The 25,134-nt window shown below is 46.4% G+C and carries 29 protein-coding genes; 28 read left to right on the forward strand and 1 reads right to left on the reverse strand.

All coding sequences use genetic code 11. The features are described 5' to 3' along the window. The first annotated feature begins 73 nt into the window (after positions 1–73). The 5 genes from ACH32G_RS13295 to fni all read left to right on the forward strand — a co-directional run bounded on the left by ACH32G_RS13295 (position 74) and on the right by fni (position 4,147). Entirely contained in the window at positions 74–730 is a 657-nt protein-coding gene (locus ACH32G_RS13295) for a flagellar brake protein (RefSeq protein ID WP_049628703.1), read from the forward strand. 46 nt (positions 731–776) lie between these two features. Further along, positions 777–953, forward strand: a complete 177-nt coding sequence (locus ACH32G_RS13300) for a YpfB family protein (protein ID WP_016939115.1) — start codon at positions 777–779, stop codon at positions 951–953. 78 nt (positions 954–1,031) lie between these two features. Beyond that, entirely contained in the window at positions 1,032–1,706 is a 675-nt protein-coding gene (cmk, locus tag ACH32G_RS13305; protein ID WP_448814434.1) for a (d)CMP kinase, read from the forward strand. A 228-nt stretch (positions 1,707–1,934) separates the two neighbouring features. Next, a complete protein-coding gene (gene rpsA / locus ACH32G_RS13310; protein ID WP_045925476.1) occupies positions 1,935–3,083 on the forward strand; it encodes a 30S ribosomal protein S1 in 1,149 nt (382 codons plus the stop codon). 14 nt (positions 3,084–3,097) lie between these two features. Beyond that, the gene (gene fni, locus ACH32G_RS13315) at positions 3,098–4,147 is read left to right on the forward strand and encodes a type 2 isopentenyl-diphosphate Delta-isomerase (RefSeq protein WP_095241733.1); all 1,050 of its coding nucleotides are present in this window, start codon (positions 3,098–3,100) and stop codon (positions 4,145–4,147) included. Positions 4,148–4,177: 30 nt separating this feature from the next. Here fni and ACH32G_RS13320 read toward each other — a convergent pair whose 3' ends face one another. Further along, positions 4,178–4,309 carry a YpzI family protein gene (locus ACH32G_RS13320; RefSeq protein ID WP_003153429.1) on the reverse strand — a complete coding sequence of 44 codons (132 nt, stop codon included), beginning with the start codon at positions 4,307–4,309 and terminating at the stop codon, positions 4,178–4,180. Positions 4,310–4,385: 76 nt separating this feature from the next. Between ACH32G_RS13320 and ACH32G_RS13325 the strand changes: the two genes are divergently transcribed. The 23 genes from ACH32G_RS13325 to trpA all read left to right on the forward strand — a co-directional run bounded on the left by ACH32G_RS13325 (position 4,386) and on the right by trpA (position 25,126). Continuing rightward, on the forward strand, positions 4,386–4,988 hold the full coding sequence (locus ACH32G_RS13325) for a YphA family membrane protein (RefSeq protein ID WP_045925474.1): 603 nt from the start codon (positions 4,386–4,388) through the stop codon (positions 4,986–4,988). 190 nt (positions 4,989–5,178) lie between these two features. Continuing rightward, positions 5,179–6,489, forward strand: a complete 1,311-nt coding sequence (der, locus tag ACH32G_RS13330) for a ribosome biogenesis GTPase Der (protein WP_016939109.1) — start codon at positions 5,179–5,181, stop codon at positions 6,487–6,489. 17 nt (positions 6,490–6,506) lie between these two features. Beyond that, positions 6,507–7,544 (forward strand): NAD(P)H-dependent glycerol-3-phosphate dehydrogenase, encoded by a 1,038-nt coding sequence (locus ACH32G_RS13335; RefSeq protein WP_049628700.1) that lies wholly within the window; start codon positions 6,507–6,509, stop codon positions 7,542–7,544. A gap of 318 nt (positions 7,545–7,862) precedes the next feature. Beyond that, positions 7,863–8,066 (forward strand): DUF2768 domain-containing protein, encoded by a 204-nt coding sequence (locus ACH32G_RS13340; RefSeq protein WP_003153435.1) that lies wholly within the window; start codon positions 7,863–7,865, stop codon positions 8,064–8,066. A gap of 19 nt (positions 8,067–8,085) precedes the next feature. Then, positions 8,086–8,820, forward strand: a complete 735-nt coding sequence (locus ACH32G_RS13345; protein ID WP_448814435.1) for a hypothetical protein — start codon at positions 8,086–8,088, stop codon at positions 8,818–8,820. 185 nt (positions 8,821–9,005) lie between these two features. Continuing rightward, the gene (spoIVA, locus tag ACH32G_RS13350) at positions 9,006–10,484 is read left to right on the forward strand and encodes a stage IV sporulation protein A (RefSeq protein WP_003153438.1); all 1,479 of its coding nucleotides are present in this window, start codon (positions 9,006–9,008) and stop codon (positions 10,482–10,484) included. A 372-nt stretch (positions 10,485–10,856) separates the two neighbouring features. Beyond that, positions 10,857–11,135 carry a non-specific DNA-binding protein Hbs gene (gene hbs / locus ACH32G_RS13355; protein WP_003153447.1) on the forward strand — a complete coding sequence of 93 codons (279 nt, stop codon included), beginning with the start codon at positions 10,857–10,859 and terminating at the stop codon, positions 11,133–11,135. Positions 11,136–11,321: 186 nt separating this feature from the next. Then, the gene (gene folE / locus ACH32G_RS13360; protein ID WP_016939106.1) at positions 11,322–11,894 is read left to right on the forward strand and encodes a GTP cyclohydrolase I FolE; all 573 of its coding nucleotides are present in this window, start codon (positions 11,322–11,324) and stop codon (positions 11,892–11,894) included. Between the two features lie 20 nt (positions 11,895–11,914). Then, a complete protein-coding gene (mtrB, locus tag ACH32G_RS13365; RefSeq protein WP_003153449.1) occupies positions 11,915–12,142 on the forward strand; it encodes a trp RNA-binding attenuation protein MtrB in 228 nt (75 codons plus the stop codon). A 156-nt stretch (positions 12,143–12,298) separates the two neighbouring features. Beyond that, positions 12,299–13,054 (forward strand): heptaprenyl diphosphate synthase component 1, encoded by a 756-nt coding sequence (hepS, locus tag ACH32G_RS13370; RefSeq protein ID WP_016939105.1) that lies wholly within the window; start codon positions 12,299–12,301, stop codon positions 13,052–13,054. A 5-nt stretch (positions 13,055–13,059) separates the two neighbouring features. Next, a complete protein-coding gene (menG, locus tag ACH32G_RS13375; RefSeq protein ID WP_045925472.1) occupies positions 13,060–13,761 on the forward strand; it encodes a demethylmenaquinone methyltransferase in 702 nt (233 codons plus the stop codon). 28 nt (positions 13,762–13,789) lie between these two features. Then, complete coding sequence (hepT, locus tag ACH32G_RS13380; RefSeq protein ID WP_016939103.1) at positions 13,790–14,752, forward strand: heptaprenyl diphosphate synthase component II; 963 nt, start codon at positions 13,790–13,792, stop codon at positions 14,750–14,752. A 119-nt stretch (positions 14,753–14,871) separates the two neighbouring features. Beyond that, a complete protein-coding gene (gene ndk / locus ACH32G_RS13385) occupies positions 14,872–15,318 on the forward strand; it encodes a nucleoside-diphosphate kinase (protein WP_003153455.1) in 447 nt (148 codons plus the stop codon). Positions 15,319–15,507: 189 nt separating this feature from the next. Beyond that, positions 15,508–16,278, forward strand: a complete 771-nt coding sequence (locus ACH32G_RS13390) for a CheR family methyltransferase (protein WP_047475719.1) — start codon at positions 15,508–15,510, stop codon at positions 16,276–16,278. Positions 16,279–16,349: 71 nt separating this feature from the next. Then, positions 16,350–17,522, forward strand: a complete 1,173-nt coding sequence (aroC, locus tag ACH32G_RS13395) for a chorismate synthase (protein WP_327815376.1) — start codon at positions 16,350–16,352, stop codon at positions 17,520–17,522. Next, positions 17,522–18,610, forward strand: a complete 1,089-nt coding sequence (gene aroB, locus ACH32G_RS13400; protein WP_327815378.1) for a 3-dehydroquinate synthase — start codon at positions 17,522–17,524, stop codon at positions 18,608–18,610. The genes aroC and aroB overlap by 1 nt, the downstream gene beginning before the upstream one ends. Next, complete coding sequence (gene aroH, locus ACH32G_RS13405) at positions 18,607–18,990, forward strand: chorismate mutase (RefSeq protein ID WP_045510999.1); 384 nt, start codon at positions 18,607–18,609, stop codon at positions 18,988–18,990. Before aroB ends, aroH begins: the two co-directional genes overlap by 4 nt. 224 nt (positions 18,991–19,214) lie before the next feature. Further along, positions 19,215–20,762 (forward strand): anthranilate synthase component I, encoded by a 1,548-nt coding sequence (trpE, locus tag ACH32G_RS13410; RefSeq protein WP_448814436.1) that lies wholly within the window; start codon positions 19,215–19,217, stop codon positions 20,760–20,762. Continuing rightward, entirely contained in the window at positions 20,734–21,750 is a 1,017-nt protein-coding gene (gene trpD / locus ACH32G_RS13415; protein ID WP_366969219.1) for an anthranilate phosphoribosyltransferase, read from the forward strand. Before trpE ends, trpD begins: the two co-directional genes overlap by 29 nt. Further along, the gene (trpC, locus tag ACH32G_RS13420) at positions 21,743–22,495 is read left to right on the forward strand and encodes an indole-3-glycerol phosphate synthase TrpC (protein ID WP_448814437.1); all 753 of its coding nucleotides are present in this window, start codon (positions 21,743–21,745) and stop codon (positions 22,493–22,495) included. Before trpD ends, trpC begins: the two co-directional genes overlap by 8 nt. 4 nt (positions 22,496–22,499) lie before the next feature. Beyond that, on the forward strand, positions 22,500–23,153 hold the full coding sequence (locus ACH32G_RS13425; protein WP_016939095.1) for a phosphoribosylanthranilate isomerase: 654 nt from the start codon (positions 22,500–22,502) through the stop codon (positions 23,151–23,153). Then, complete coding sequence (gene trpB, locus ACH32G_RS13430) at positions 23,134–24,336, forward strand: tryptophan synthase subunit beta (protein WP_016939094.1); 1,203 nt, start codon at positions 23,134–23,136, stop codon at positions 24,334–24,336. The genes ACH32G_RS13425 and trpB overlap by 20 nt, the downstream gene beginning before the upstream one ends. After that, the gene (gene trpA, locus ACH32G_RS13435; protein ID WP_448814438.1) at positions 24,329–25,126 is read left to right on the forward strand and encodes a tryptophan synthase subunit alpha; all 798 of its coding nucleotides are present in this window, start codon (positions 24,329–24,331) and stop codon (positions 25,124–25,126) included. Before trpB ends, trpA begins: the two co-directional genes overlap by 8 nt. The last annotated feature ends 8 nt before the right edge of the window (positions 25,127–25,134 follow it).

The following is a 25,134-nucleotide window of genomic DNA, read 5'->3' on the forward strand; positions in this document are numbered from 1 at the left end:
AGGACTAAAAGTCTTTTCCTTTTTTTCATTACATGCTTTAATAAAAGCATAAATAATGAAAGAGTGAAGGCCCATGATAGCTGTCGGAGATTATATTTGGATTGAATACATAGAGAACAATGAGTTCAAAAAAGCGAGGAGCAAAGCAGTCAGTATTGAAAGCGGTGAACTGTACATCTCATATCCCGTCGATCTGGATACGGGACGGACGGTCTTTTTGCACAAAGGGTTGGAGATAACAGCTGAATTTATGGGGAACGGCCAAGTGCCTTATCAATTTAAAACCATAATCAAAGGGAAGAAAAAAGATCCCATCCCGATGATCGGACTGGATATTCCCCCTAAGGAAGAAATGAAGCGGATTCAAAGACGCCGGTACGTCCGTGCAGACGCTGTATTGGATGTAGCCGTCAAAATGGAAGCGGAAAAAACCGCCTTTCAAACGGTTTCTTCTAATATGAGCGCCGGCGGAATTGCAGTTGTGCTGCCTGAACATATTTCCGCGGAACCGGGTGAAAAGCTGCATGTTTCGTTTTCTCTTTCCGAAAAGGAAAATACAGCGGATATAACGGCCGAGGCTGTTACCCAGCGGGTTTTTTATGATGAAAAGGCGGCGAAACGAAAAATGACGCTTGAATTTACAGACATCGACCCCGCGTCTCAGCAGCATATACTCCGATACTGTATGCGCGCGCAGCTGCAGCAGAGAAGAAACCGTCAGCCGGAATAAACTGCAGCGCACTTTTCCATACTAATCCTAATGGAGGTGCGCGTGTATGAAAACATTTGAACGTCTGCTGGTCAAATTGGTCTGCATTCAGCTCGTTATTTTGGGCGCGGTACAGTTTTTGCTTCATTATCAGCCTATTGAACCTTATATTTCGAAAGCTGTGAAATATGAAGGAGTGGATAAAATGGAGAAAAAAGAATGGATTGAAACGGTAAAGCGGTAAATCGTCTCAATTTTTTCGCCCCTTTTCGGACAGTTCATGATACAATCCATAGAGGAGTAAAGAGCAAGGAGAGAGATTATGGACAAGAAATTATCAATTGCAATCGACGGTCCGGCGGCTGCCGGAAAAAGCACCGTTGCTAAAATAGTGGCTGAGAAAAAATCATATGTGTACATTGACACGGGAGCAATGTATCGTGCCATTACATATACGGCGCTCAAGCAAAATGCCGATTTAACGGATGAAGCCACGCTCACAGAGCTTTTGAAGCGTACGGAAATTGAGCTTGTATCCGCTCCGGAAGGACAAATCGTTCTGGTAAACGGAGAAGATGTAACAGAAGAAATCCGAAAAGACGAAGTCAGCAACCAAGTATCTATCGCCGCCAAGCATAAAGGCGTCAGAGAAGAAATGGTGAAAAGACAGCAGCAGCTCGGAGAAAAAGGCGGCGTCGTCATGGACGGCCGTGATATCGGAACTCACGTGCTGCCTGATGCGGAAGTGAAAATTTTCCTTTTGGCGTCCGTAGAAGAAAGAGCGAAGCGCCGATATGAAGAGAATAAGAAAAAGGGCTATGACGTGAATTACGAGACGCTCATTGAAGAAATTGCAAGACGCGATAAACTCGATTCAGAGAGGGAAGTTTCCCCGCTGCGCAAAGCGGATGACGCGGTTGAGATTGATACGACGTCACTGAGCATTCCCGAGGTCGCAGGAAAAATTCTGGAGATTGTTGAACAGAAATCACGTTAACATCGGGCGGAGCTCATTTTAATTTTTTTCAAAAGACAAGATGTTATTGCTTGACAAACCAGTCCTTTTATTAGAAGTTAATACTAATAAAACTTTTTATTGATCATTCAAAATCTTTTTTTGGATGATTCTTTAATACATATTCGGCTGGAAAGCGGACATTCACATGTTCAGCTTTCAAACCGTTTTAATTAAGCTGTGTAGGTTTGGACCAAGGAGGTTATTCAAATGACAGAGGAAATGAATCAAATTGATGTTCAAGTGCCAGAGGTTGGAGATGTAGTAAAAGGGATTGTGACAAAGGTAGAGGACAAGCATGTAGATGTCGAAATTATCAATGTCAAACAATCCGGGATCATTCCAATCAGTGAATTATCAAGTCTTCATGTAGAGAAAGCATCGGATGTCGTAAAAGTTGACGACGAGCTTGACCTGAAAGTAACAAAAGTGGAAGACGATGCTTTGATTTTATCTAAACGTGCCGTTGATGCTGACCGCGCTTGGGAAGACCTTGAAAAAAAATTCGAAACAAAAGAAGTGTTTGAAGCTGAAGTGAAAGATGTGGTGAAAGGCGGTCTCGTCGTTGATATCGGCGTTCGCGGCTTTATTCCCGCATCACTTGTCGAAGCTCATTTCGTCGAGGATTTCACTGACTATAAAGGGAAAACTCTCTCTCTTATCGTCGTTGAACTTGACCGTGATAAAAACCGGGTGATTCTGTCACACCGGGCTGTAGTGGAAAAAGAACAGACAGCCAAAAAGCATGATTTTCTCCAAACGCTTGAAGTTGGAAGCGTGCTTGAAGGAAAAGTGCAGCGCCTGACTGATTTCGGCGCGTTTGTCGACATCGGCGGAATCGACGGACTTGTTCATATTTCGCAGCTGTCTCATTCACACGTCGAAAAACCGTCTGACGTCGTGGAAGAAGGACAGGACGTAAAAGTGAAAGTATTGTCCGTAGACCGCGATAACGAGCGCATTTCTTTATCTATTAAAGAAACGCTGCCGGGACCTTGGAGCCAGATCGGCGAAAAGGTGAAGCAGGGAGATGTTCTTGAAGGAAAAGTGCAGCGCCTTGTAAGCTTCGGCGCCTTTGTGGAAATTCTTCCCGGCGTGGAAGGACTTGTGCACATTTCGCAAATTTCCAATAAACATATCGGAACGCCGCATGAAGTGCTTGAAGAAGGACAGACTGTTAAAGTGAAAGTCCTGGACGTTAACGAAAGCGAAGAACGCATCTCCTTAAGCATGCGTGAGCTTGAAGAAGCGCCGAAAGCCGATCAGGAGGACTTCCGTCAATACCAGGCGAAAGAAGAGCCGAGCACAGGCTTCCAGCTTGGCGATTTAATCGGAGACAAGCTTAATAAATTAAAATAAATTGGTGATAAAACGTGACACGAGCAGAACGCAAAAGAGAACATATAAATCATGCGCTGTCTACCGGCCAGAGCCGGGAAACGGGGTTTGATGATATTACGTTTGTTCATGTCAGCCTGCCAGACCTTGCATTGGAAAAAGTGGATATCTCAACGAAAATCGGCGGACTCACAAGCAGTTCGCCGATTTTTATCAATGCGATGACAGGCGGCGGCGGACAGCTTACATACGAAATTAACAGGTCACTGGCAAGAGCCGCGCGCAAAGCCGGCATGCCGCTGGCTGTCGGTTCGCAAATGTCGGCACTGAAAGATCCCGCTGAACGGTATTCCTACGAAATCGTCAGAAAAGAGAATCCTGACGGTTTAATATTTGCGAATTTAGGCAGCGAGGCGGACGCCGAGCAGGCGAAAAGGGCAGTTGATATGATTGAAGCAGACGCCCTCCAGATTCATTTGAATGTGATTCAGGAGATCGTCATGCCTGAGGGAGACAGAAGCTTTACGGGCGCCCTCAGCCGCATTGAGCGGATTTCCGATGGAGCGGGAGTGCCCGTTTTTGTCAAAGAAGTCGGCTTCGGCATGAGCAGGGAATCGGCACGGCGGTTATTTGATGCCGGGGCGGCGGCCGTTGATGCCGGCGGATACGGCGGGACAAATTTCTCTAAAATTGAAAATCTGCGCAGAGAGAAGGCGCTTCAATTTTTTAACACGTGGGGAATTTCTACAGCCGCAAGTTTAGCTGAAATCCGTTCGCTTTCCGCTGATCAATCCGTTATCGCCTCAGGAGGGCTGCAAAGTGCGCTGGATGTCGCCAAATCGATTGCTCTCGGCGCATGCTGCGCGGGAATGGCGGGCACATTCCTGAAAGCTCTCACCTCAAAAGGAGAAGAGGGTCTTTTTGACGAGATGACGGCGCTTTTACAAGAGCTGAAAATGATTATGACCGTCCTTGGGTGTCAAACAGTCGCCCAATTGCAAAAGGCGCCTTTGGTTATAAAAGGTGACACACATCACTGGCTTTCTGAACGGGGAATTGACACATCCCGTTTCAGCCGACGTTAAAAGGCATGCGACCCGCATGCCTTTTTTGCTTTACGATTTTCTTTTTCGGAATTCCCCGTTTTGCTCGAGGCTTGTCGCTCCTTTATGGTGAATCGAATCGTCGCGGTCCGATTCCACTCGGCGGGAGGCTTTCAGTTTTTTCTCCTGTCTGTCTTTTCCCATCATCATCCGCTCCTTTCAGGATAATTGGTTTAAAAAATACGTTCCCGCTCCATACTGATCAAAGGAGGAGCGATTTATGGAACCGTTTTATTATTACTGGTCGATGTGGTTTTTATGGATACTTGCGACTTTTATTTTTGCCAAAACGAAAAGCCGTTTTTACGTATCAGTCTTTATTTTGACTAATATGATGGCAAGCATACATCAGATGACCGCTTATTTTACACTGAACGCGGCATATGTCATGTTTTTTGCTGCGGCATTTGTTTACGCGGGGAGCCTCGGCATGCATAAGCGGCTCCGTAATGTCCTGATTCATCTGACGGCTGCTGCAGCGTACGGCTTTATCTTTCTTTTTGCATTATATGATCCCGTTTGGTTTATCATAAAACCTGAGTGGGCGGCTGTCATACTGCTTACCGTTATTACGGTTTCTGTTGAGGGGCGATTTCCTGAGAGGCTTTGTCTTTTTGTTCTCGGCATGTGCCAGGGAGAGTTATTGTATTCGGCGGTCATTCACAAAATTGCAGGCGCGGCAGCCGTCGGCGGCTATCAATGGCTTTCAGGCTGCTCGGCGGGAGTGATTCTGCTTATCGGGCTGACTACCTATGAACAGCTTGCGGCACGCATCAGCCAAAAAAGCAAAAAGCAGGGCAAAGGGGCCACCAAAATGTCTTGAAAACGGACGGAGACTGTTGCATGAATGCGAAACATTTCGAAGAATACATTGTGATCTCGGTGAAAACTGATATAATAAATGAGTTAAGCCCTTCTGTTTGAAGGGTTCTTTTCATAGCGAAGATGATTTTAATAACCGGTTGAACAATTTTTGTGAAAATGTAAGCGGCTGGATTGAAAGGAAGGGTACTATGGGTAAACCTGTCGTAGCCATTGTCGGAAGACCGAATGTGGGAAAATCCACAATCTTTAACCGGATTGCGGGTGAAAGAATTTCAATAGTAGAAGATACCCCCGGAGTGACGCGGGACCGGATATACAGTTCGGCGGAATGGCTGAATTATGATTTTAACCTGATTGACACGGGCGGAATTGACATCGGAGACGAACCGTTTCTGACACAGATCCGCCAGCAGGCCGAAATCGCCATGGACGAGGCTGATGTGATCATCTTTATGGTGAACGGCCGCGAAGGTGTGACGTCTGCGGATGAAGAAGTGGCAAAAATATTGTACCGGACGAAAAAACCGGTCGTATTAGCCGTTAATAAATTAGATAATACCGAAATGAGAGCGAACATCTATGACTTTTACGCGCTCGGTTTTGGAGAGCCTTATCCGATTTCCGGTACTCACGGTTTGGGATTGGGAGATTTGCTTGATGCTTGTGCCGAGCATTTTAAAAACATTCCCGAAACGAAGTATAATGATGATGTCGTTCAATTCTGTCTGATCGGCCGTCCGAATGTCGGAAAATCCTCTCTTGTCAATGCGATGCTCGGCGAAGAGCGGGTTATCGTGAGCAACGTGGCGGGAACGACGAGAGACGCTGTGGATACGGCATTCACTTATAACCAGCAGGAATTTGTGATTGTTGACACGGCGGGCATGAGAAAAAAGGGAAAAGTATATGAAACAACAGAAAAATACAGCGTGCTTCGGGCATTAAAAGCCATTGACCGCTCAGACGTCGTCGGCGTGGTACTGAACGCTGAAGAAGGCATCCTTGAGCAGGACAAGCGGATCGCCGGATATGCCCATGAAGCAGGAAAAGCCGTCGTCATCGTCGTAAACAAATGGGATGCCGTTGATAAAGACGAACGCACGATGAAAGAATTTGAACAGAATATACGTGAGCATTTCCAATTTCTCGATTATGCGCCGGTACTGTTCATGTCGGCACTGACGACAAAGCGGATTCATACACTCATGCCTGCGATTATTAAAGCGAGTGAAAACCACTCTCTCCGCGTGCAGACAAATGTCTTAAATGACGTCATCATGGATGCGGTCGCCATGAATCCGACTCCGACGCACAATGGGTCCCGTCTGAAAATTTATTATGCGACTCAAGTCGCTGTTAAGCCGCCGAGCTTCGTTGTTTTTGTCAACGATCCGGAACTGATGCATTTTTCTTATGAACGCTTTTTAGAAAACCGAATCCGTGATGCTTTCGGATTTGAAGGTACGCCAATTAAAATATTTGCAAGAGCAAGAAAATAAAAAGGTGTGATACAGAGATGAAAAAAGTGGCAATGCTTGGAGCGGGAAGCTGGGGCACTGCACTTTCTTTAGTGCTGGCTGATAACGGACATCAGGTCATGATGTGGGGGCACCGTGCCGAATTGATCGATCAAATCAACGGGCTGCATGAAAACAAAGATTATCTGCCGGGGGTGGAGCTGTCAAGCTCTATCATCGGCACAGCTGATTTAAGCGAGGCTTTAAAAGGAGCTGACTTCATCATTGTGGCGGTTCCGACAAAAGCCATTCGGGAAGTGCTGAAAAAGGCTCTGCCTTACATCCCGAAACAGTCGATCTTTGTTCATGTCAGCAAAGGAATTGAGCCGGATTCGCTTCTCCGCATTTCTGAATTAATGGAAGAGGAGCTGCCTGAGGAGTACAGAAAAGACATCGTTGTGCTTTCAGGGCCGAGCCACGCTGAGGAAGTCGGATTGAGACACCCGACGACTGTTACATCATCTTCAAAAAATATCGAGGCTGCAGAAGCGGTTCAGGATCTATTTATGAACCAGCATTTCCGTGTCTATACCAATCCGGATATGATCGGTGTTGAAATAGGGGGAGCGTTAAAGAACATCATCGCTCTGGCAGCGGGAATTACAGACGGATTGGGATACGGAGATAACGCAAAAGCGGCCCTGATCACCCGCGGTCTTGCTGAAATCGCCAGACTCGGCACAAAGATGGGCGGAAACCCTCTCACCTTTTCCGGCCTGACCGGCGTAGGCGACTTAATCGTGACGTGTACGAGCGTCCATTCCCGCAATTGGCGCGCCGGCAACCTGCTCGGCAAAGGGTACAAGCTGGAGGCTGTCCTTGACAAGATGGGAATGGTTGTTGAAGGCGTGCGGACGACGAAAGCGGCGTATCAGCTTTCTCAAAAATACCAAGTGAAAATGCCGATTACAGAGGCGTTGCACCAAGTGTTATTTAACGGGCAGAAGGTAGAAACGGCTGTAGAATCTTTAATGGCCAGAGTGAAAACCCATGAGATGGAAGACTTGGTCAACACATTCGAAAACAGGGTGAAGTGACAATAACATGCCGTCTGCATATTCTGAAATGACGAAAGTCCAAAACGCGGAACTCTCCGGCTGAAATCGCTTAAAACATTTGCTGATTTAGGCAGAAGAGGATGCAGACGTACGCATCTACGCATACTATAGCATCGAAGTCCAAGAGAGTGTATCTCAGACGTATAGGTGAATATAGTCAACTTGACTGAAGCAAAGTCCCCCTCTTTGCTTCAGTTTTTTTGTTTTTTCAATAGATGGAAAACCTGTTGATCTTTTCAACATTTGTATATTAAAATGAAATATAACGCTTACAATGATGGGACGGGGGGCACGGACGTGAGTGTGGCATTGATGAAAATGTGGTTTGCGCTTGGTGCTATGGGATTAATGTTTGTTGCGGTGGCCTCTATTTATGTCAGCAGGTACAAAGTGAAAAACAAGCTGATCAAAGCAGCAGTTTCTTCGCTCGCTTATGCCTGTATGGTCATCTCGGGATTGATCGTGTTAATGGTCGTTTTCAGCGGGCCTGTCAATGAATAAGCAAAAAAGGGGGCGCGGAATGCATAAGATGAAAATGGCCGTCATAACGGCATTTGCGGTGCTTCTGCTGTCCGGCTGTCTGTATCCTGAAGCCGAAAAAACTGAAAATAAAGTATCTTACAAGCATCAGCTTCAGCAGGTTCAAGCGGCAGTGGATGAGTTTAAAAAGGCGAACGGCGGACTTCTGCCGATTCAGACCAAAGATATGAAAACACCGATCTATCAAAAATATCCGATAGATTTTAAGCGGCTCGCGCCCAGATATATAGAGGAGCCGCCGGCATCAGCTTTTGAAAGCGGAGGAATGTACCAATACGTGCTTGTCGATGTGGAAAATAAGCCTACCGTGAAGCTGATCGATCTCCAAATGGCGGAGGCAATCCGCGATATGAAGATGCGTGTTAAAATGTATCAGGAAAAACATACATATCCGCCCTATGAGGATGCCGTTTCAAAAGGGCTGTTCACTTTAAATAAAAAGAAGCTCGGCATGAAAGACACTCCTTCAGTCAAAAGTCCGGTTTCAGGCACGTCTCTGCCGCTTTTAATCGGCGCTGACGGAGAAATCTATGCCGACTATCGCCTCGATCTCGCCCGCTGCCTGAAAGAAAACAAAAAGAAAATCAGACCGGGCGCGGAAATTCAGGATATTTTATGGAAAGAGACGCCTTTCGTCCCGGCCTTTTCAGTCACATACACCGTAAATGAAAAACAGGAACCCGTTTTTTTAGAAAGTAAAACGAAACAGGAATGAACCTTTCTCCCGCGCATACAAATAGGGAGAAAGGTTTTTTTGATTCCGATAGAAAAGATTGCCTGAAAATTTTCTAAAGATGTCATATTGAAATAGGACAACGTCATACACATATAGTGTCCTGTATTTGATTGAAGAATGGTGAATGAAAAATGATAAGGATAGGAAGTCCGGGAGGGGATCACTTGGAAAAGGTCGATATTTTCAAGGATATCGCTGAACGAACAGGAGGCGATATATACTTAGGAGTCGTCGGCGCTGTCCGTACAGGGAAATCTACATTTATTAAAAAATTTATGGAGCTTGTGGTGCTCCCGAATATCAGCAATGAAGCCGACCGAGCGCGGGCGCAGGATGAGCTTCCGCAAAGCGCAGCAGGAAAAACGATAATGACCACAGAACCAAAATTTGTTCCGAATCAAGCCATGTCCGTACATGTGGCGGAAGGGCTTGACGTCAATATCCGTCTTGTGGATTGTGTGGGATACACGGTTCCCGGTGCGAAGGGATATGAAGATGAAAACGGCCCGAGAATGATTAATACACCATGGTACGAAGAACCGATTCCCTTTCATGAAGCGGCGGAGATCGGTACGAGAAAAGTCATCCAGGAACATTCCACAATCGGGGTCGTCATTACGACGGACGGCTCAATCGGTGATATTGCGCGGGGCGATTACGTAGAAGCGGAAGAAAGAGTCATTGACGAGCTGAAGGAAGTCGGCAAACCGTTTATTATGGTCATCAACTCGGTGAAGCCGTACCACCCGGAAACAGAAGCGCTCAGAGCTGAATTAAGCGCGAAATATGATATCCCCGTTCTCGCCATGAGTGTTGAAAGCATGAGGGAAACAGATGTGTTAAGCGTTCTCAGAGAAGCGCTTTACGAGTTCCCAGTGCTGGAAGTGAATGTCAACCTTCCGAGCTGGGTCATGGTGCTGAAAGAAAATCACTGGCTCAGAGAGAGTTACCAGGAATCAGTGAAAGAAACCGTAAAAGATATCAAACGACTACGCGACGTCGACCGGGTTGTCGGCCACTTCAGTGAATTTGAGTTTATCGAAAGCGCCGGATTGGCCGGAATTGAACTTGGCCAGGGTGTCGCAGAAATTGATTTATACGCGCCGGATCATTTATACGACCAGATTTTAAAAGAAGTAGTGGGCGTCGAAATCCGCGGGAAAGACCACCTGCTTGAATTAATGCAGGACTTCGCCCACGCGAAAAAGGAATATGATCAGGTTTCAGACGCGCTGAAAATGGTGAAACAGACCGGCTACGGCATTGCAGCCCCGGCCTTAACGGATATGAGCCTTGATGAACCGGAAATCATCAGACAGGGATCAAGATTCGGAGTAAGGCTGAAAGCGGTCGCCCCGTCCATTCATATGATCAAAGTGGATGTGGAAAGTGAATTCGCGCCGATCATCGGGACGGAAAAGCAAAGCGAAGAGCTTGTCCGCTACTTAATGCAGGACTTTGAGGATGATCCGCTTTCGATCTGGAACTCCGATATTTTCGGAAGATCATTGAGCTCGATCGTGAGAGAAGGAATCTCGGCGAAACTGTCGCTTATGCCGGAAAATGCGAGATATAAACTGAAAGAAACGCTTGAGAGAATTATAAACGAAGGCTCAGGCGGCCTGATCGCCATTATTTTGTAAGCTGAAGGACCTCTTCCTGAAACGGGGGGTCTTTTTTTGTCTTTTAGATACTGGAAATCAATCAAGGATTAGGAGGAAAAAAGCAAAAAAAGGAATATTTGTTCGGTGAAACACGCGAAAACCTTGACGAGCAAGGGATTGGGGCTTTAAAATGCTTGATATGGCTTTTTATATGTGTTACTCTACTTACAGAAAATCTTCACTTTGTTGGACAAACATTCCTCAAAGTGTCTGTTTTCTTTTGAAAAGCCGTTTACTTGTCTGTTCTTCCCTGCTTTGATTTTTTATAAGACAGGTTTAGAATCAGGCTGAACTGTGAAGAAATGATAATAAACTGCTGAATTGATACCCTTTTGGGAGGAGGTGAAAGGCATGAACAAGACAGAACTAATCAATGCGGTTGCAGAAGCAAGCGAATTGTCTAAAAAAGACGCTACAAAAGCAGTTGATTCTGTTTTTGATACGATTTTAGATGCACTTAAAAATGGTGATAAAATCCAACTGATCGGTTTCGGTAACTTTGAGGTGCGCGAGCGTTCTGCACGTAAAGGACGTAACCCGCAAACAGGTGAAGAAATCGAAATCCCTGCAAGCAAGGTACCTGCTTTCAAACCAGGTAAAGCTCTTAAAGACGCTGTTGCAGGAAAATAATTGTGAATATAGATCGTGTATGCATCTGATACATACACTTTGTTTCTTCACAGAAAAGCCCCTTGATAAAGGGGCTTTTCATATTTAAGCAGCCTCGGTCTCCGGGCAGGACTTTCGTTTTGCTTTTGGCGCGTCAAATGTGCTAGAATCGAAATTAAATGTATTCAATGGTGGAGGACACAGACAATGAAAGAAGTTAATAAAGAACAGATTGAACAGGCAGTTCGCCAGATTTTAGAGGCGATTGGAGAAGACCCGGACCGGGAAGGTCTTTTAGATACACCGAAACGCGTGGCGAAAATGTACGCGGAAGTATTCTCGGGGTTAAATGAAGACCCGAAAGAGCATTTCAAAACCGTTTTCGGCGAGGACCACGAGGAGCTTGTTCTTGTAAAAGATATCGCGTTTCATTCTATGTGTGAACATCATCTTGTTCCTTTTTACGGAAAAGCGCATATTGCCTACATTCCGCGCGGCGGTAAAGTGACAGGCCTGAGTAAATTGGCGCGTGCAGTGGAAGCCGTTTCAAAACGCCCGCAGCTGCAGGAGCGCATTACTTCAACGATTGCAGAAAGCATCGTAGACACCTTAGATCCCCACGGCGTCATGGTTGTCGTTGAAGCTGAGCATATGTGCATGACGATGAGAGGCGTAAGAAAGCCGGGGGCAAAAACGGTAACTTCCGCTGTAAGAGGTATTTTTAAAGATGACGCTGCGGCGCGTTCCGAAGTGTTAGAACATATTAAACGTGCGGATTAATTATGATAGAGGGTGCAGATATGAATTCAAAGCATTCAAGTGATTTTGTCGTCATTAAAGCGGTCGAGGACGGTGTGAACGTCATCGGTTTAACGAGAGGAACGGATACGAAATTCCACCATTCTGAAAAGCTGGACAAAGGTGAAGTGATTATCGCTCAGTTTACAGAGCATACTTCAGCCATCAAAGTGAGGGGCAATGCCCTCATCCAGACCGCTTACGGAGAAATGAACAGCGAAAAAAAATAAGCCGGCTGTTTCCCGCTTTTGCCAAATGCCCGCAAACGGCGGGAGAATACAGCCAATTTCTTTTTTTTATGCTATAATGATACCTGCGTATAATAATGACGAGTAAATCTCATACATATTAGAATAAATGTGAATTTGGGGACAAGGGTGATATTTTTGCAAGACATCTACGGAACTTTAGCGAATTTAAATACGAAATTAAAACAAAAGCTGTCTCATCCTTATTTAGCGAAACATATTTCTGCGCCGAAAATCGATGAGGATAAGCTTCTTCTTTTTCACGCTTTGTTTGAAGAGGCGGACATTAAGAACAACGACAGAGAAAATTACATAGTAACTGCGATGCTTGTCCAAAGCGCCCTTGATACCCACGATGAAGTGACAACAGCCAGAGCGTTAAAGCGAGACGAAAATAAAAACCGGCAGCTCACCGTACTTGCCGGCGACTATTTCAGCGGATTGTATTATTCGCTTTTATCTGAAATGAAGGATATCTATATGATCCGGACGCTCGCTACGGCAATTAAAGAAATCAATGAGCATAAAATCCGTCTGTACGATCGGTCTGTCAATGACTTGAACCAATTGATCGAAAGCATGGCGATTGTGGAAGCGGCCCTGTTTCACAGAGTGTCAGACCACTTTAATCTTCCGCGCTGGAAAGAGCTGGCGAGTGATTTTTTTGTGTATAAGCGGCTGATGAACGGCAATGCTATATTTCTCGATGTCATCGGCAATATTGTAAAGTCAGGGAAATCAAAGGCTGAAATACTGGAAGAAAGCTTCCGAAAGGCGAAGCAAAGCATTGAAACGCTGCTGCCGCTAAACTCACCAATCCAAAATCTAATGCTGAACCGGCTTAAAGCGATCAGCCAAGACAAAACATATCATCAGAAAGTGGAAGAAGGGTAATCAACATGCAGGAGTCAAAAGAACAGCGCGTACACGGCGTGTTTGAAAAAATCTATAAAAATTATGACCAAATGAACTCTGTCATCAGTTTTCAGCAGCATAAAAAATGGCGCGACAAAACGATGCAGATCATGAATGTGCAAGAAGGCGCAAAAGCGCTTGACGTCTGCTGCGGGACGGCTGACTGGACGATTGCCCTCGCAGAAGCTGCCGGAAAAAGCGGCGAAATCAAAGGGCTGGATTTCAGCAAAAATATGCTGAGCATCGGCGAGAAAAAAGTAAAAGAGGGCGGTTACAGTCAAATTGAGCTTTTGCACGGAAACGCAATGGAGCTTCCTTTCGCTGATGATTCTTTTGATTTTGTCACCATCGGCTTCGGACTCCGGAACGTTCCCGACTATCTGACCGTGCTGAAAGAAATGCGGCGCGTCGTCAAACCGGGCGGACAGGTCGTATGCCTGGAAACATCCCAGCCGGAAATGATCGGTTTCAGACAGGCATATTTTCTTTATTTTAAATACATCATGCCTTTCTTCGGAAAAATGTTTGCGAAGAGCTATAAAGAATATTCTTGGCTTCAAGAATCAGCAAGAGAATTTCCCGGTATGAAAGAGCTTGCGCGTCTGTTTGAAGAAGCGGGCCTGACGAATGTCAAATACCATTCGTTTACCGGCGGAGTGGCCGCTACGCATATCGGCTGGAAATGATGAATATACAGATGTTTGGGTGAATGATATGAAATTTAAAATGGCCTATTCTTTTTTAAATGATGATATTGATGTGATCGAAAGGGAGCTTGAGCAGACGGTACGGTCTGACTATCCCTTGCTGAGTGAAGCCGGGCTCCATCTGCTTCAGGCAGGAGGCAAGCGGATCCGTCCTGTTTTCGTATTGCTTTCCGGCATGTTCGGCGACTATGACATTAATAAAATAAAATATGTTGCGGTGACGCTGGAAATGATTCATATGGCCTCCCTCGTCCATGACGACGTCATTGATGACGCCGAGCTGCGGAGAGGAAAGCCGACCATTAAAGCCAAATGGGACAACCGCATCGCCATGTATACCGGTGATTATATGCTTGCGGGCTCGCTTGAGATGATGACGAGACTGGATGAGCCGAAAGCCCACCGGATCCTGTCCAAAACCATCGTAGAAGTATGCCTCGGAGAAATTGAACAGATCAAAGATAAATATAATATGGAACAAAACCTCAGAACCTATTTACGCCGCATCAAACGGAAAACGGCGCTTCTTATCGCCGTCAGCTGCCAGCTCGGCGCCATCGCTTCGGGAGCTGATGAAAAGATTCATAAAGCATTATATTGGTTCGGCTATTACGTGGGCATGTCCTACCAGATTATTGATGATATCCTTGATTTCACTTCAACGGAAGAGGAGCTGGGAAAACCGGTCGGAGGAGATCTGCTGCAAGGAAACGTCACTCTGCCCGTTTTGTACGCGCTGCGTCAGCCTGAATTGAAAAATCAGCTGAAATTAATTAACAGCGAAACAACACAGGAGCAGCTCGCCCCCATTATTGAAAATATTAAACGCACAGATGCGATTGAAAAATCAATGGCCGTCAGTGACAGATACTTAAAAAAAGCGTTTGAAAAGCTGAATACGCTGCCGAGGGGACGTGCGCGTTCATCATTGGCCGCCATTGCCAAATATATCGGCAAACGGAAATTTTAAATCCTTTTACGAACAAGATGTGAACATTCTCCGCCCTGGATTGATTAATTGTCAGAAAGATGTTACGATTTCGGTGTGCAACTTGAAAGCCTATACATAATGATGGGGTGGAGAATCTTATGGAAAAAACTTTTATCATGGTAAAACCGGACGGCGTACAGCGCCAGCTGATCGGAGAGATTTTATCGAGATTTGAGCGTAAGGGCTTACAATTGGCAGGAGCCAAGCTGATGCAAGTTTCAGAACAGATGGCTGAAAACCATTATGCTGAACATAAAGGGAAACCGTTTTTCGGTGAGCTTGTGGAATTTATTACATCAGGACCCGTATTTGCAATGGTATGGGAAGGGGAAAATGTAGTAGAGATCACAAGACAGCTGATCGGAAAAACAAACCCGAAAGACGCACTGCCAGGCACGATTCGCGGTGACTACGGCATGTTTGTCGGCAAAAATATCATTCACGGTTCAGACTCCTTAGAAAGCGCTGAACGGGAAATTGACATTTTCTTTAAACAGGAAGAGCTTGTACCGTATCAAAAATTAATGGCCGACTGGGTGTACTAAGCCGTCAGCCTTTCTTTTTCTCTTGTTATGAAAAGGTTTACATATTTTAAGAAAGACAGAGGCTTCTCTGCCCTGTCTTTTCATTTCTCACAAATCAGCCTGCGGGCTGATTTTTTTATTGAAATCGTACAAATTAGAAAGAAAACAGGCTATACTAGGACAAAAGACAGCGAGATTGGGAGAGAAGCAATGGAGCCTTACGACATTTTTATCACCAAGTGGAAGAAAATAACCGGTGTTGATTTATCTTTATACAAAGAAGCACAAATGAAAAGACGGCTGACGTCCCTTTATGAAAAAAAGGGATTCAAAGATTTTCAGGAATTTGCCGCCGCTTTGGAGAAAGACAAGCTTTTATTAAATGAAACATTGGACAGGATGACAATCAATGTTTCTGAATTTTACCGAAATTATAAACGATGGGAAGTTCTTGAAACCTCAATTCTTCCGTTAATAAAGCATAACAAACCGTTAAAAATATGGAGTGCGGCCTGTTCAACGGGGGAGGAACCCTATACCTTGGCCATGATTCTCAATCAGCAGGCGGGTTTGGCCGGATTTGATATATTGGCGACAGATATTGATGAAAAGGCGCTCGGCAAAGCCAAGCGGGGCATCTATCAGGAGCGGTCTCTGCAAGAGGTGCCGGCTTCCATAAAAAGCCGCTATTTCACCAAGCAGGCTGACAACAGCTATCAAGTAAAACAAGAGATTCAGAAAAACATCCGGTTTAAGCGGCATAACCTGCTTGCCGACAGCTATGAACAGGATTTTGATCTGATCGTCTGCCGCAATGTTTTTATTTATTTTACTGAAAAAGCGAAAGAAGAGCTGTATGTGAAAATGGCGGACAGCCTGAAAAAGAACGGAATTCTGTTTGTCGGAAGCACAGAACAAATTTTCAGCCCGGAAAAATTCGGCCTTGAAAGCACCGATACATTTTTTTATCAAAAAAGATAGAAGACATTTTATGAAAACTTGTGTTATAGTTTTACTTAAAAGCGTTAATGTGATGAAGGGAGAAGAACGAAATGAGATACTTAACAGCCGGAGAATCACACGGTCCGCAGCTGACGACCATTATAGAAGGTGTGCCTGCGGGGCTTTATATAACTGAGGAAGACATTAATTTTGAGCTTGCCAGACGCCAAAAAGGGCACGGGCGCGGACGGCGCATGCAGATTGAAACGGACAGAGCGAAGATTACGAGCGGCGTGCGGCATGCCCGGACACTCGGTTCACCCATTGCGCTCGTTGTAGAAAATAAAGACTGGACCCACTGGACAAAAATTATGGGCGCCGCACCGATTACAGAAGAAGAAGAAAGTGAAATGAAACGCCAGATTTCAAGACCGAGACCGGGGCACGCGGATTTAAACGGCGCCATTAAGTACAATCACCGCGATATGAGAAATGTGTTAGAACGATCTTCCGCGCGTGAGACAACGGTTCGCGTGGCTGCCGGAGCCGTCGCTAAAAAGATTTTAGCGGAGCTTGGCATTACAGTGGCCGGACATGTTTTGCAAATCGGCAGCGTAAAAGCAGAGAAAACCGATTACACATCCATTGAGGATCTCAAGCGGGTAACGGAAGAATCACCGGTCAGATGCTACGATGAAGAAGCAGGCCGGCAAATGATGGCAGCCATTGATGAAGCGAAGGCAAACGGCGACTCAATCGGCGGAATCGTTGAAGTGATTGTCGAAGGCATGCCGGTCGGTGTCGGAAGCTATGTCCATTATGACCGTAAACTGGACAGCAAGCTCGCCGCTGCCGTTCTGTCGATCAATGCTTTTAAAGGGGTCGAGTTCGGCATCGGTTTTGAAGCGGCCGGCAAAAACGGCAGTGATGTTCATGATGAAATCGTGTGGGATGAAGAGAAAGGCTATACACGCGCCACAAATAGGCTCGGAGGATTAGAAGGCGGTATGACGACAGGAATGCCGATTGTCGTCCGCGGTGTTATGAAACCGATCCCGACTTTATATAAGCCGCTGAAAAGCGTTGATATTGAAACGAAAGAGCCGTTTTCAGCGAGCATTGAACGTTCAGACAGCTGCGCGGTTCCTGCGGCAAGCGTCGTGGCTGAAGCGGCAGTGGCCTGGGAAATCGCAAATGCCGTCGTAGAACAATTCGGCCTTGACCAGATCGACCGCATTAAAGAAAATGTTGAGAACATGAAGAAACTATCGAGGGAATTCTAATGAAGGAGCTTGAGGTTCGGACGGCTTCCTCCGCATATCCCGTGTATATCGGTGAAGGCATCAGGAAACAGGCCGCTGCACTTTTGACTTCACTGAACAGGCCGCTGACAAAAATCCTGCTCGTCATCGACGCTGAAGTCGACCGGCTTTACGGTGATGAGATGTTCCGGCTTCTAAACGAAACATGGCCCGTAAAAAAAGTGATCGTCCCGAGCGGAGAAGAAGCGAAGTCTCTGAAAGAGTATGAACGGATTCAATCGGAAGCGATCGCCTTCCATATGGACCGCTCTTCATGTATGATCGCCTTCGGAGGCGGTGTGACGGGTGATTTGGCCGGCTTTTGCGCAGCGACTTTTATGCGCGGAATTGATTTCATCCAAATGCCGACGACACTGCTTGCCCATGACAGCGCGGTCGGCGGCAAGGTGGCCGTCAATCATAAACTCGGAAAGAATTTAATCGGAGCGTTCTATCAGCCGAAAGCGGTGATTTATGATACGGAGCTTCTGAAAACCCTGCCGGAACAAGAGCTGAGATCGGGTATGGCTGAGGTGATAAAACATGCGTTTATCGCCGATCACGCTTTTTTAGAAAAGCTTCTCACGCTTGATACGTTAAACGAACTGACAAGCGCTGAGCTGAATGAAATGATTTATAAAGGAATCTCAATCAAATCGGCCGTTGTGCGTGAGGACGAAAAGGAAGAGGGGATAAGAGCTTTTCTGAATTTCGGACATACGCTCGGCCACGCCGTTGAGGCGGAATATGGCTACGGCCGGATTACACATGGAGATGCGGTCGCCCTCGGCATGCAGTTTGCCCTTTACGTGAGTGAACAGGTTGCGGGATGCAAGATGAACAGAAAAGAACTCACACAATGGCTGATTGGGCTCGGCTACCCGGGAAGCATCAGACAAGATATTGCAACATCGGTTCTCTCCGCCCGGATGATGAATGACAAAAAAACGCGCGGAGGCATGACTCAGTTCATCGTATTGAAGGAATTAGGCGAAGCGCAGGACTGTATGCTTTCAAAAGATGAGCTTGAAAATTTGCTGAACAAATGGCGAATGGAGGAAACAGCATGATGATACGCGGCATTCGCGGAGCAACAACGGTGGAACAAGACACCGAACAAGAAATTTTAGAAAAAACACAGCAGCTGCTTGAAAAAATCATTGAACAAAATGGATGCAAGCCGGAAGACGTCGTGCAGATCCTGTTATCCGCCACGCCTGACATCCATTCCGTATTTCCGGCAAAAGCGGTCCGCCGCCTTTCCGGGTGGCAGTACGTCCCGGTAACATGCATGCAGGAAATGGATGTCGCAGGCGCTCTGAAAAAGTGCATCCGTGTCCTGATGACGGTTCAGACGGATACGCCTCAAGATGAAATCAAGCATGTCTATTTAGAAAAAGCCGTTGTGTTAAGACCGGATTTATCATTGACAAAAAATACTGACATGTAATACGATAAAAAAAGCTTAGAAATACACAAGAGTGTGTATAAAGCTTAGAAGTCAGTTGATGAAACAGTTGAGTTTAGAATAGGGTAGCAGAGAATGAGTTTAGCTGAGCTGAGATAAACACGTTTTTATTCTGCCCAAAAGAAGCCTTTCTTTTGGGTTTATTTCTTATACGCAAGACCCCTCTCACTCCTCATCTCATTCTCCTTACCGTAAGGAGGAGAATCATGAATTTACAATCGGATGTTTCTTTATTTTTAAAGGACAGTCTGACACACCGCACCATTCCAATCGCAGAGACTTTTACGGTCGATACGATCACACCCATTCAGATGGTTGAAAAACTGGACAGAAACATTACGTATTTGCTGGAAAGCAAGGATGAGTCGTCAAGCTGGTCAAGATACTCTTTTATCGGTCTCGATCCTTTTATCACGATTAAAGAGAGTCATCACACATTCACTGCCGCTGATCCGAAAGGGCTTACGCTGTTTGAAGCCGGAGATTTAAAAGCCGTGCTTGACTGGATGAATGAAAGCTTCCGCATTAAAACGCCCGATCTTGATATCCCGTTTTCGGGAGGGGCGGTCGGTTATCTGAGCTATGACATGATTCCTTTAATTGAGCCTTCCGTGCCAAGCCACGCAAAAGAAACAGATTTAGAAAAATGCATGCTGTTTGTCTGCCGGAAAATCATCGCGTACGACCATGAAACGAAACAAGTGCATTTCATTCAATATGCGGCGCTTAACGGCCGGGAGACGGAAGAAGAAAAAAGGGCCGTTTTTAAAGAAAATTGCGCGGAGCTTCGCGATCTTATCGGTATTTTGACAGAACCGAAAGATATGAAAGAGCCGTTTTTTTCAAAAGGTACATTTGAAACACCGAGCTTTGCCAATGTGACATCCAATAATACGAAAGAAGAGTTTATGGCCGGCGTTAATAAACTGAAAGAATATATAAAAGCGGGAGATATTTTTCAAGGAGTGCTGTCGCAAAAGTTTGAGATCCCGGTATCCAGACATTCCTTTGAGCTGTACAGGGTGCTCCGCATCGTCAACCCTTCACCTTATATGTACTATATTAAACTGCCGGACAGAGACATTGTCGGGAGTTCGCCTGAACGCCTGATCCGTGTGCATGACAGACATCTGGAAATACATCCGATCGCCGGAACGAGAAAAAGGGGAGCCGGAAAAGAAGAGGACGAACGCCTGAAAAAAGAGCTGATGAATGACGAAAAAGAAAAAGCTGAACATTACATGCTCGTCGATCTGGCGCGCAATGATATCGGCAGAGTCGCGGAGTATGGTTCCGTAACCGTACCGGAATTCACGAAGATCGTTTCTTTTTCACATGTGATGCACATCATCTCCGTTGTAACCGGCCGTTTAAAACAGGGCGTCCATCCGGTTGATGCACTGATGTCGGCATTCCCGGCAGGAACACTCTCGGGCGCTCCGAAAATCCGCGCGATGCAGATTTTAAATGAATTAGAACCGACTTCCAGAGAAACTTACGGCGGATGTATCGCTTATATCGGATTTGACGGTTCGATTGATTCGTGCATCACCATCCGCACCATGAGTGTCAAAAACGGTACGGCGTCGGTGCAGGCGGGCGCGGGAATAGTCGCTGATTCCGTCCCGGAAGCCGAATATGAAGAGAGCTGCAACAAAGCGGGGGCGCTTTTAAAAACGATTCAAATCGCAGAAGACATCTTTTCTGGCGGGGAGGAGAAGACGGATGAACAAATTTCTGCAATCGTGCGTTAATGGCGGCACGCTGAAAACCGGAGAAGCCGAAAAGCTGATGGAAATGATGATGAGCGGAGACATGTCGCAGTCTGAAATCGGCGGAATCTTATCGGTATTAGCCCACCGCGGCGAAACGGCGGAGGAGCTCGCCGGATTTGTAAAAGTGATGCGGGCCCGTGCGCAGACGGCAGATGGCCTGGAGGATGTTGTTGATACGTGCGGAACAGGCGGAGACGGGATTTCTACGTTTAACATATCAACGGCAGCAGCGATTACAGCCTCTGCCGCCGGAGCCAAAGTTGCCAAGCACGGAAATCGTTCCGTGTCGTCTAAGAGCGGCAGCGCGGATGTGCTGGAAAAACTGGGTGTTTCCATTCAAGCCACCCCTGACAGTGTCAAACACAGTATTGAGACGAAGCAAATGGGTTTTTTGTTTGCCCCGCTGTTTCATTCGTCAATGAAGCACGTCGCCGCTGTGAGAAAAGAGCTGGGCTTCCGAACCGTGTTTAACCTGCTTGGCCCGCTCAGCAACCCGATGCAGGCGAAACGGCAGGTGATCGGCGTCTATTCATCTGAAAAAGCGCGCCTGATGGCAAGCGCTTTGGAACAATTTGAAGTCAGGCACGTCATGCTTGTGTCGGCGCGTGACGGGTTAGATGAACTGTCCGTCACAGCACCGACCGATGTCATTGAGCTGAAAAACGGTGAACGTCTGGAATATGCGGTATCACCTGAACAATTCGGTTTTAAAGAAGGTTCGCTGAAAGATATTCAAGTGAGCTCAGCGGAAGAAAGCGCGCATCTCATTCAGAATATTTTTGCAAATGAAGCTCCGTCGTCCGCTCTGCACATTACGGCCTTAAATGCGGGAGCGGCCATTTATACGGCAGGTCTCGCAAACGATCTGAAAGAAGGAGCAAACATCGCTTTAGAAACGATTCAAAACGGAGATGCCAAAAGGCAGCTCGAACGTCTGAAACAGAAAGAGGAAGAATTATATGCTTGATCAAATCATTCAGCAGAAAAAAGAAGAAATCAAATCCATTGTGCTGCCGGAAACCTGTCAAATTGAACGGAGATCTTTTAAGGAAGCGCTCCTGAATCCGAATCGTTTTATCGGGCTGATCGCTGAAGTGAAAAAAGCGTCGCCGTCTAAAGGTCTGATTAAAGAGCATTTTGTTCCGGAAGAGATTGCGGCGGATTATGAAGCAGCCAAAGCCGACGCCCTTTCTGTTCTGACGGATACCCGTTTTTTTCAGGGAAGAAATCACTTTTTGACAGATGTTAAAAAAAACGTTTCTCTTCCCGTATTAAGAAAGGATTTTATTATTGACTCCCTGCAGGTGGAGGAATCGTACCGGCTCGGTGCTGATGCGATTTTGCTGATCGGTGAAGCGCTGGAACCTTCAAAGCTTCATGAGCTTTACCTGGAAGCACGTGGGAAGGGCATGGACGTTCTTGTGGAAGTCCATGATGAAACCGTGCTTGAACGGATTTTACAGGTGTTTCAGCCGGACATTCTCGGCATTAACAACCGGGACTTAAAAACGTTCCGTACTTCGGTTTCGCAAACGGAAAAAATAGCGCAGCTTGTGCCGGACGGCTGTCTGCTGGTCAGTGAAAGCGGGATCGGCTCTTTGGCTGACCTGCAATTCGTCAACAAGCACGGGGCGCAGGCTGTATTGATCGGAGAATCCTTAATGAGAGAGGATTCACAGCAAAAGGCGATCCGAGGGCTGTTCGGGGAGTGAGGGTATGAAAAAGCCTGAATTAAAGTACTGCGGAATACGATCGAAGCGTGATTATGAGCTTGCGGCAGCCTCAGAAGCGGATTACCTGGGATTTATTTTTGCCGCAAGCAAACGGAAGGTCACCCCGGCTGATGTCCGGAAATGGAAACAAGAGATCCGGACAGACAAGAAACATGTCGGAGTTTTTGTGAATGAAACGATAGAAAACATCGCGCAAACCGCTTCTGATCTGTCCCTTGACGTTATCCAGCTTCACGGTGATGAATCGCCTGAGGATGCCCGCCGTCTCCGTCCTCTTGTGCGTTCTGAGATATGGAAAGCGCTCCATCACGGAGAAAGCACGCTCCGTCAGATGGCTCAATTTGCATCTGCCGTCGACGGCTATGTCATTGATTCTTCAGTCAAAGGCATGAGGGGCGGCACGGGAATCGCGTTTTCGTGGAAGCGTGTCCCTTTGTACCGGGAGCAGGCTCAAAAAGCAAACAAGCGCTGTTTTATTGCGGGCGGCGTTAATCCTGAAACGATTACCGGCTTACTGAAATCACGCCCGTGCGGTATAGATCTTGCCAGCGGAATTGAAAAAAACGGACAAAAGGATCAAACACTGATCCGGCTTTTAGAAGAAAGGATGAACCATTATGTATCCATATCCAAATGAAATCGGAAGATACGGCGAATTTGGCGGCAAGTTTGTCCCTGAAACATTAATGCGGCCCCTCGAAGAAATCGAAACGGCTTTCAAAGAATTAAAGAATGATCCCGTTTTTCATGCCGAATATCAAAAACTATTGTTTGATTACTCAGGCAGACCGACGGCATTAACGTTTGCAGACAGGGTGTCGGAGTATTTGGGCGGGGCAAAAATCTATCTGAAAAGGGAAGATTTAAACCATACCGGTTCCCATAAAATAAACAACGCGTTAGGCCAGATTCTGCTTGCCAAAAAGATGGGCAAAACGAAAATCATTGCCGAAACCGGTGCGGGACAGCACGGTGTTGCCGCCGCGACAGCCGCCGCAAAATTCGGTTTTGAGTGCACGGTTTTTATGGGTGAAGAGGACGTTGCGCGCCAGTCGCTGAACGTATTCCGCATGAAGCTGCTCGGCGCAAAAGTGGTGCCGGTATCAAGCGGAAACGGCACGCTGAAAGATGCGACGAATGAGGCGATCAGATATTGGGTCCAGCATTGTGAAGATCATTTCTACCTAATCGGTTCTGTTGTAGGCCCGCATCCGTATCCTTACATCGTTCGCGAGTTTCAGAAAATCATCGGCGAGGAAGCGAAAGAACAGCTCCGCAAAGCCGAAGGAACGCTCCCGGATAAGGTTGTTGCATGTGTCGGCGGCGGAAGCAATGCGATGGGCATTTTTCAGGCCTTTTTAGACGAAGATACTGAGCTGATCGGCGCCGAGGCTGCCGGAAAAGGAATTGATACACCGCTGCATGCGGCAACGATCGCAAAAGGGAGGCTCGGGGTGATTCACGGTTCGATGACCTATTTAATACAAGATGCATACGGGCAGATTATCGAACCGTATTCCATTTCAGCAGGCCTTGATTACCCGGGGATCGGGCCGGAGCATGCCTATCTGCATAAAAGCGGCCGTGTAACGTACGAAAGTGTGACAGATGATGAAGCGATCGCCGCGCTGCGTCTGCTTTCTGAAACAGAAGGCATACTTCCGGCTATTGAATCTGCACACGCTTTAGCAAAAGCGTTTGAAATGGCAAAAGACATGGATAAAGATAAAATCATTCTCGTCAGTTTGTCGGGAAGAGGAGATAAAGACGTTCATACGCTGATGAATGTTTTGGAAAACGAGGTGGAGACACATGTTTAATCTGCATGATTCTGAAAAACTATTTATCCCTTTTATTACAGCTGGCGATCCGCTTCCTGACATTTCAGTTGAACTGGCAAAGTCATTGCAGAACGCAGGCGCCTCAGCCCTTGAAATCGGCGTCCCTTACACAGATCCGCTCGCCGACGGCCCGGTTATTCAGCGGGCTTCAAAACGGGCTCTGGAAAACGGAATGAATATCATTAAAGCCATTGAACTTGGCGGCAAAATGAAAAAAAACGGCGTTCATATTCCAATTATCCTCTTTACGTATTATAATCCTGTGTTACAATTAGAAAAAGAACACTTTTTCGCTTTACTGCGGGAAAACGACATAGACGGTCTGCTTGTTCCGGATCTTCCGTTAGAGGAAAGCGCCCTTTTACAAAAGGCATGCAAAAAGGAGAACATCGCTTATATCTCGCTGGTTGCGCCGACAAGTGAAAACCGACTGAAAATAATTACTGAACAGGCCGGCGGCTTTGTGTACTGCGTATCCTCTTTAGGAGTGACAGGCGTACGCAGAGAATTCGATCCGTCTGTATACTCTTTTATCCGAAAAGTGAAAGAATTCAGCTCCGTTCCGGTTGCGGTCGGTTTTGGCATTTCAAGCCGCAGACAGGTTGAGGAGATGAATGAAATATCAGACGGTGTCGTTGTCGGAAGCGCGCTCGTTAAAAAAGTAGAAGAGCTTGAAACAAAGCTTGTGAACCCCGGCACAAGAGCCGATGCGCTTCTTGAATTTGAAGACTACGCAAAGACGTTCGGACGACTGTACAGTGTAAAATGAGGTGACTG

The sequence above is a fragment of the Bacillus sp. CIS52 genome (genome assembly GCF_053545315.1).

Coding starts and splice junctions, on each gene's coding strand:
- ACH32G_RS13295 (WP_049628703.1), top strand. CDS start 74: ATGATAGCTGTCGGAGATTATATTTGGATTGAATACATAGAGAACAAT.
- ACH32G_RS13300 (WP_016939115.1), top strand. CDS start 777: ATGAAAACATTTGAACGTCTGCTGGTCAAATTGGTCTGCATTCAGCTC.
- cmk (WP_448814434.1), top strand. CDS start 1,032: ATGGACAAGAAATTATCAATTGCAATCGACGGTCCGGCGGCTGCCGGA.
- rpsA (WP_045925476.1), top strand. CDS start 1,935: ATGACAGAGGAAATGAATCAAATTGATGTTCAAGTGCCAGAGGTTGGA.
- ACH32G_RS13320 (WP_003153429.1), bottom strand. CDS start 4,309: ATGGGAAAAGACAGACAGGAGAAAAAACTGAAAGCCTCCCGCCGAGTG.
- ACH32G_RS13325 (WP_045925474.1), top strand. CDS start 4,386: ATGGAACCGTTTTATTATTACTGGTCGATGTGGTTTTTATGGATACTT.
- der (WP_016939109.1), top strand. CDS start 5,179: ATGGGTAAACCTGTCGTAGCCATTGTCGGAAGACCGAATGTGGGAAAA.
- ACH32G_RS13335 (WP_049628700.1), top strand. CDS start 6,507: ATGAAAAAAGTGGCAATGCTTGGAGCGGGAAGCTGGGGCACTGCACTT.
- ACH32G_RS13345 (WP_448814435.1), top strand. CDS start 8,086: ATGCATAAGATGAAAATGGCCGTCATAACGGCATTTGCGGTGCTTCTG.
- hbs (WP_003153447.1), top strand. CDS start 10,857: ATGAACAAGACAGAACTAATCAATGCGGTTGCAGAAGCAAGCGAATTG.
- folE (WP_016939106.1), top strand. CDS start 11,322: ATGAAAGAAGTTAATAAAGAACAGATTGAACAGGCAGTTCGCCAGATT.
- mtrB (WP_003153449.1), top strand. CDS start 11,915: ATGAATTCAAAGCATTCAAGTGATTTTGTCGTCATTAAAGCGGTCGAG.
- menG (WP_045925472.1), top strand. CDS start 13,060: ATGCAGGAGTCAAAAGAACAGCGCGTACACGGCGTGTTTGAAAAAATC.
- hepT (WP_016939103.1), top strand. CDS start 13,790: ATGAAATTTAAAATGGCCTATTCTTTTTTAAATGATGATATTGATGTG.
- ndk (WP_003153455.1), top strand. CDS start 14,872: ATGGAAAAAACTTTTATCATGGTAAAACCGGACGGCGTACAGCGCCAG.
- ACH32G_RS13390 (WP_047475719.1), top strand. CDS start 15,508: ATGGAGCCTTACGACATTTTTATCACCAAGTGGAAGAAAATAACCGGT.
- aroC (WP_327815376.1), top strand. CDS start 16,350: ATGAGATACTTAACAGCCGGAGAATCACACGGTCCGCAGCTGACGACC.
- aroB (WP_327815378.1), top strand. CDS start 17,522: ATGAAGGAGCTTGAGGTTCGGACGGCTTCCTCCGCATATCCCGTGTAT.
- aroH (WP_045510999.1), top strand. CDS start 18,607: ATGATGATACGCGGCATTCGCGGAGCAACAACGGTGGAACAAGACACC.
- trpE (WP_448814436.1), top strand. CDS start 19,215: ATGAATTTACAATCGGATGTTTCTTTATTTTTAAAGGACAGTCTGACA.
- trpD (WP_366969219.1), top strand. CDS start 20,734: ATGAACAAATTTCTGCAATCGTGCGTTAATGGCGGCACGCTGAAAACC.
- trpC (WP_448814437.1), top strand. CDS start 21,743: ATGCTTGATCAAATCATTCAGCAGAAAAAAGAAGAAATCAAATCCATT.
- ACH32G_RS13425 (WP_016939095.1), top strand. CDS start 22,500: ATGAAAAAGCCTGAATTAAAGTACTGCGGAATACGATCGAAGCGTGAT.
- trpB (WP_016939094.1), top strand. CDS start 23,134: ATGTATCCATATCCAAATGAAATCGGAAGATACGGCGAATTTGGCGGC.
- trpA (WP_448814438.1), top strand. CDS start 24,329: ATGTTTAATCTGCATGATTCTGAAAAACTATTTATCCCTTTTATTACA.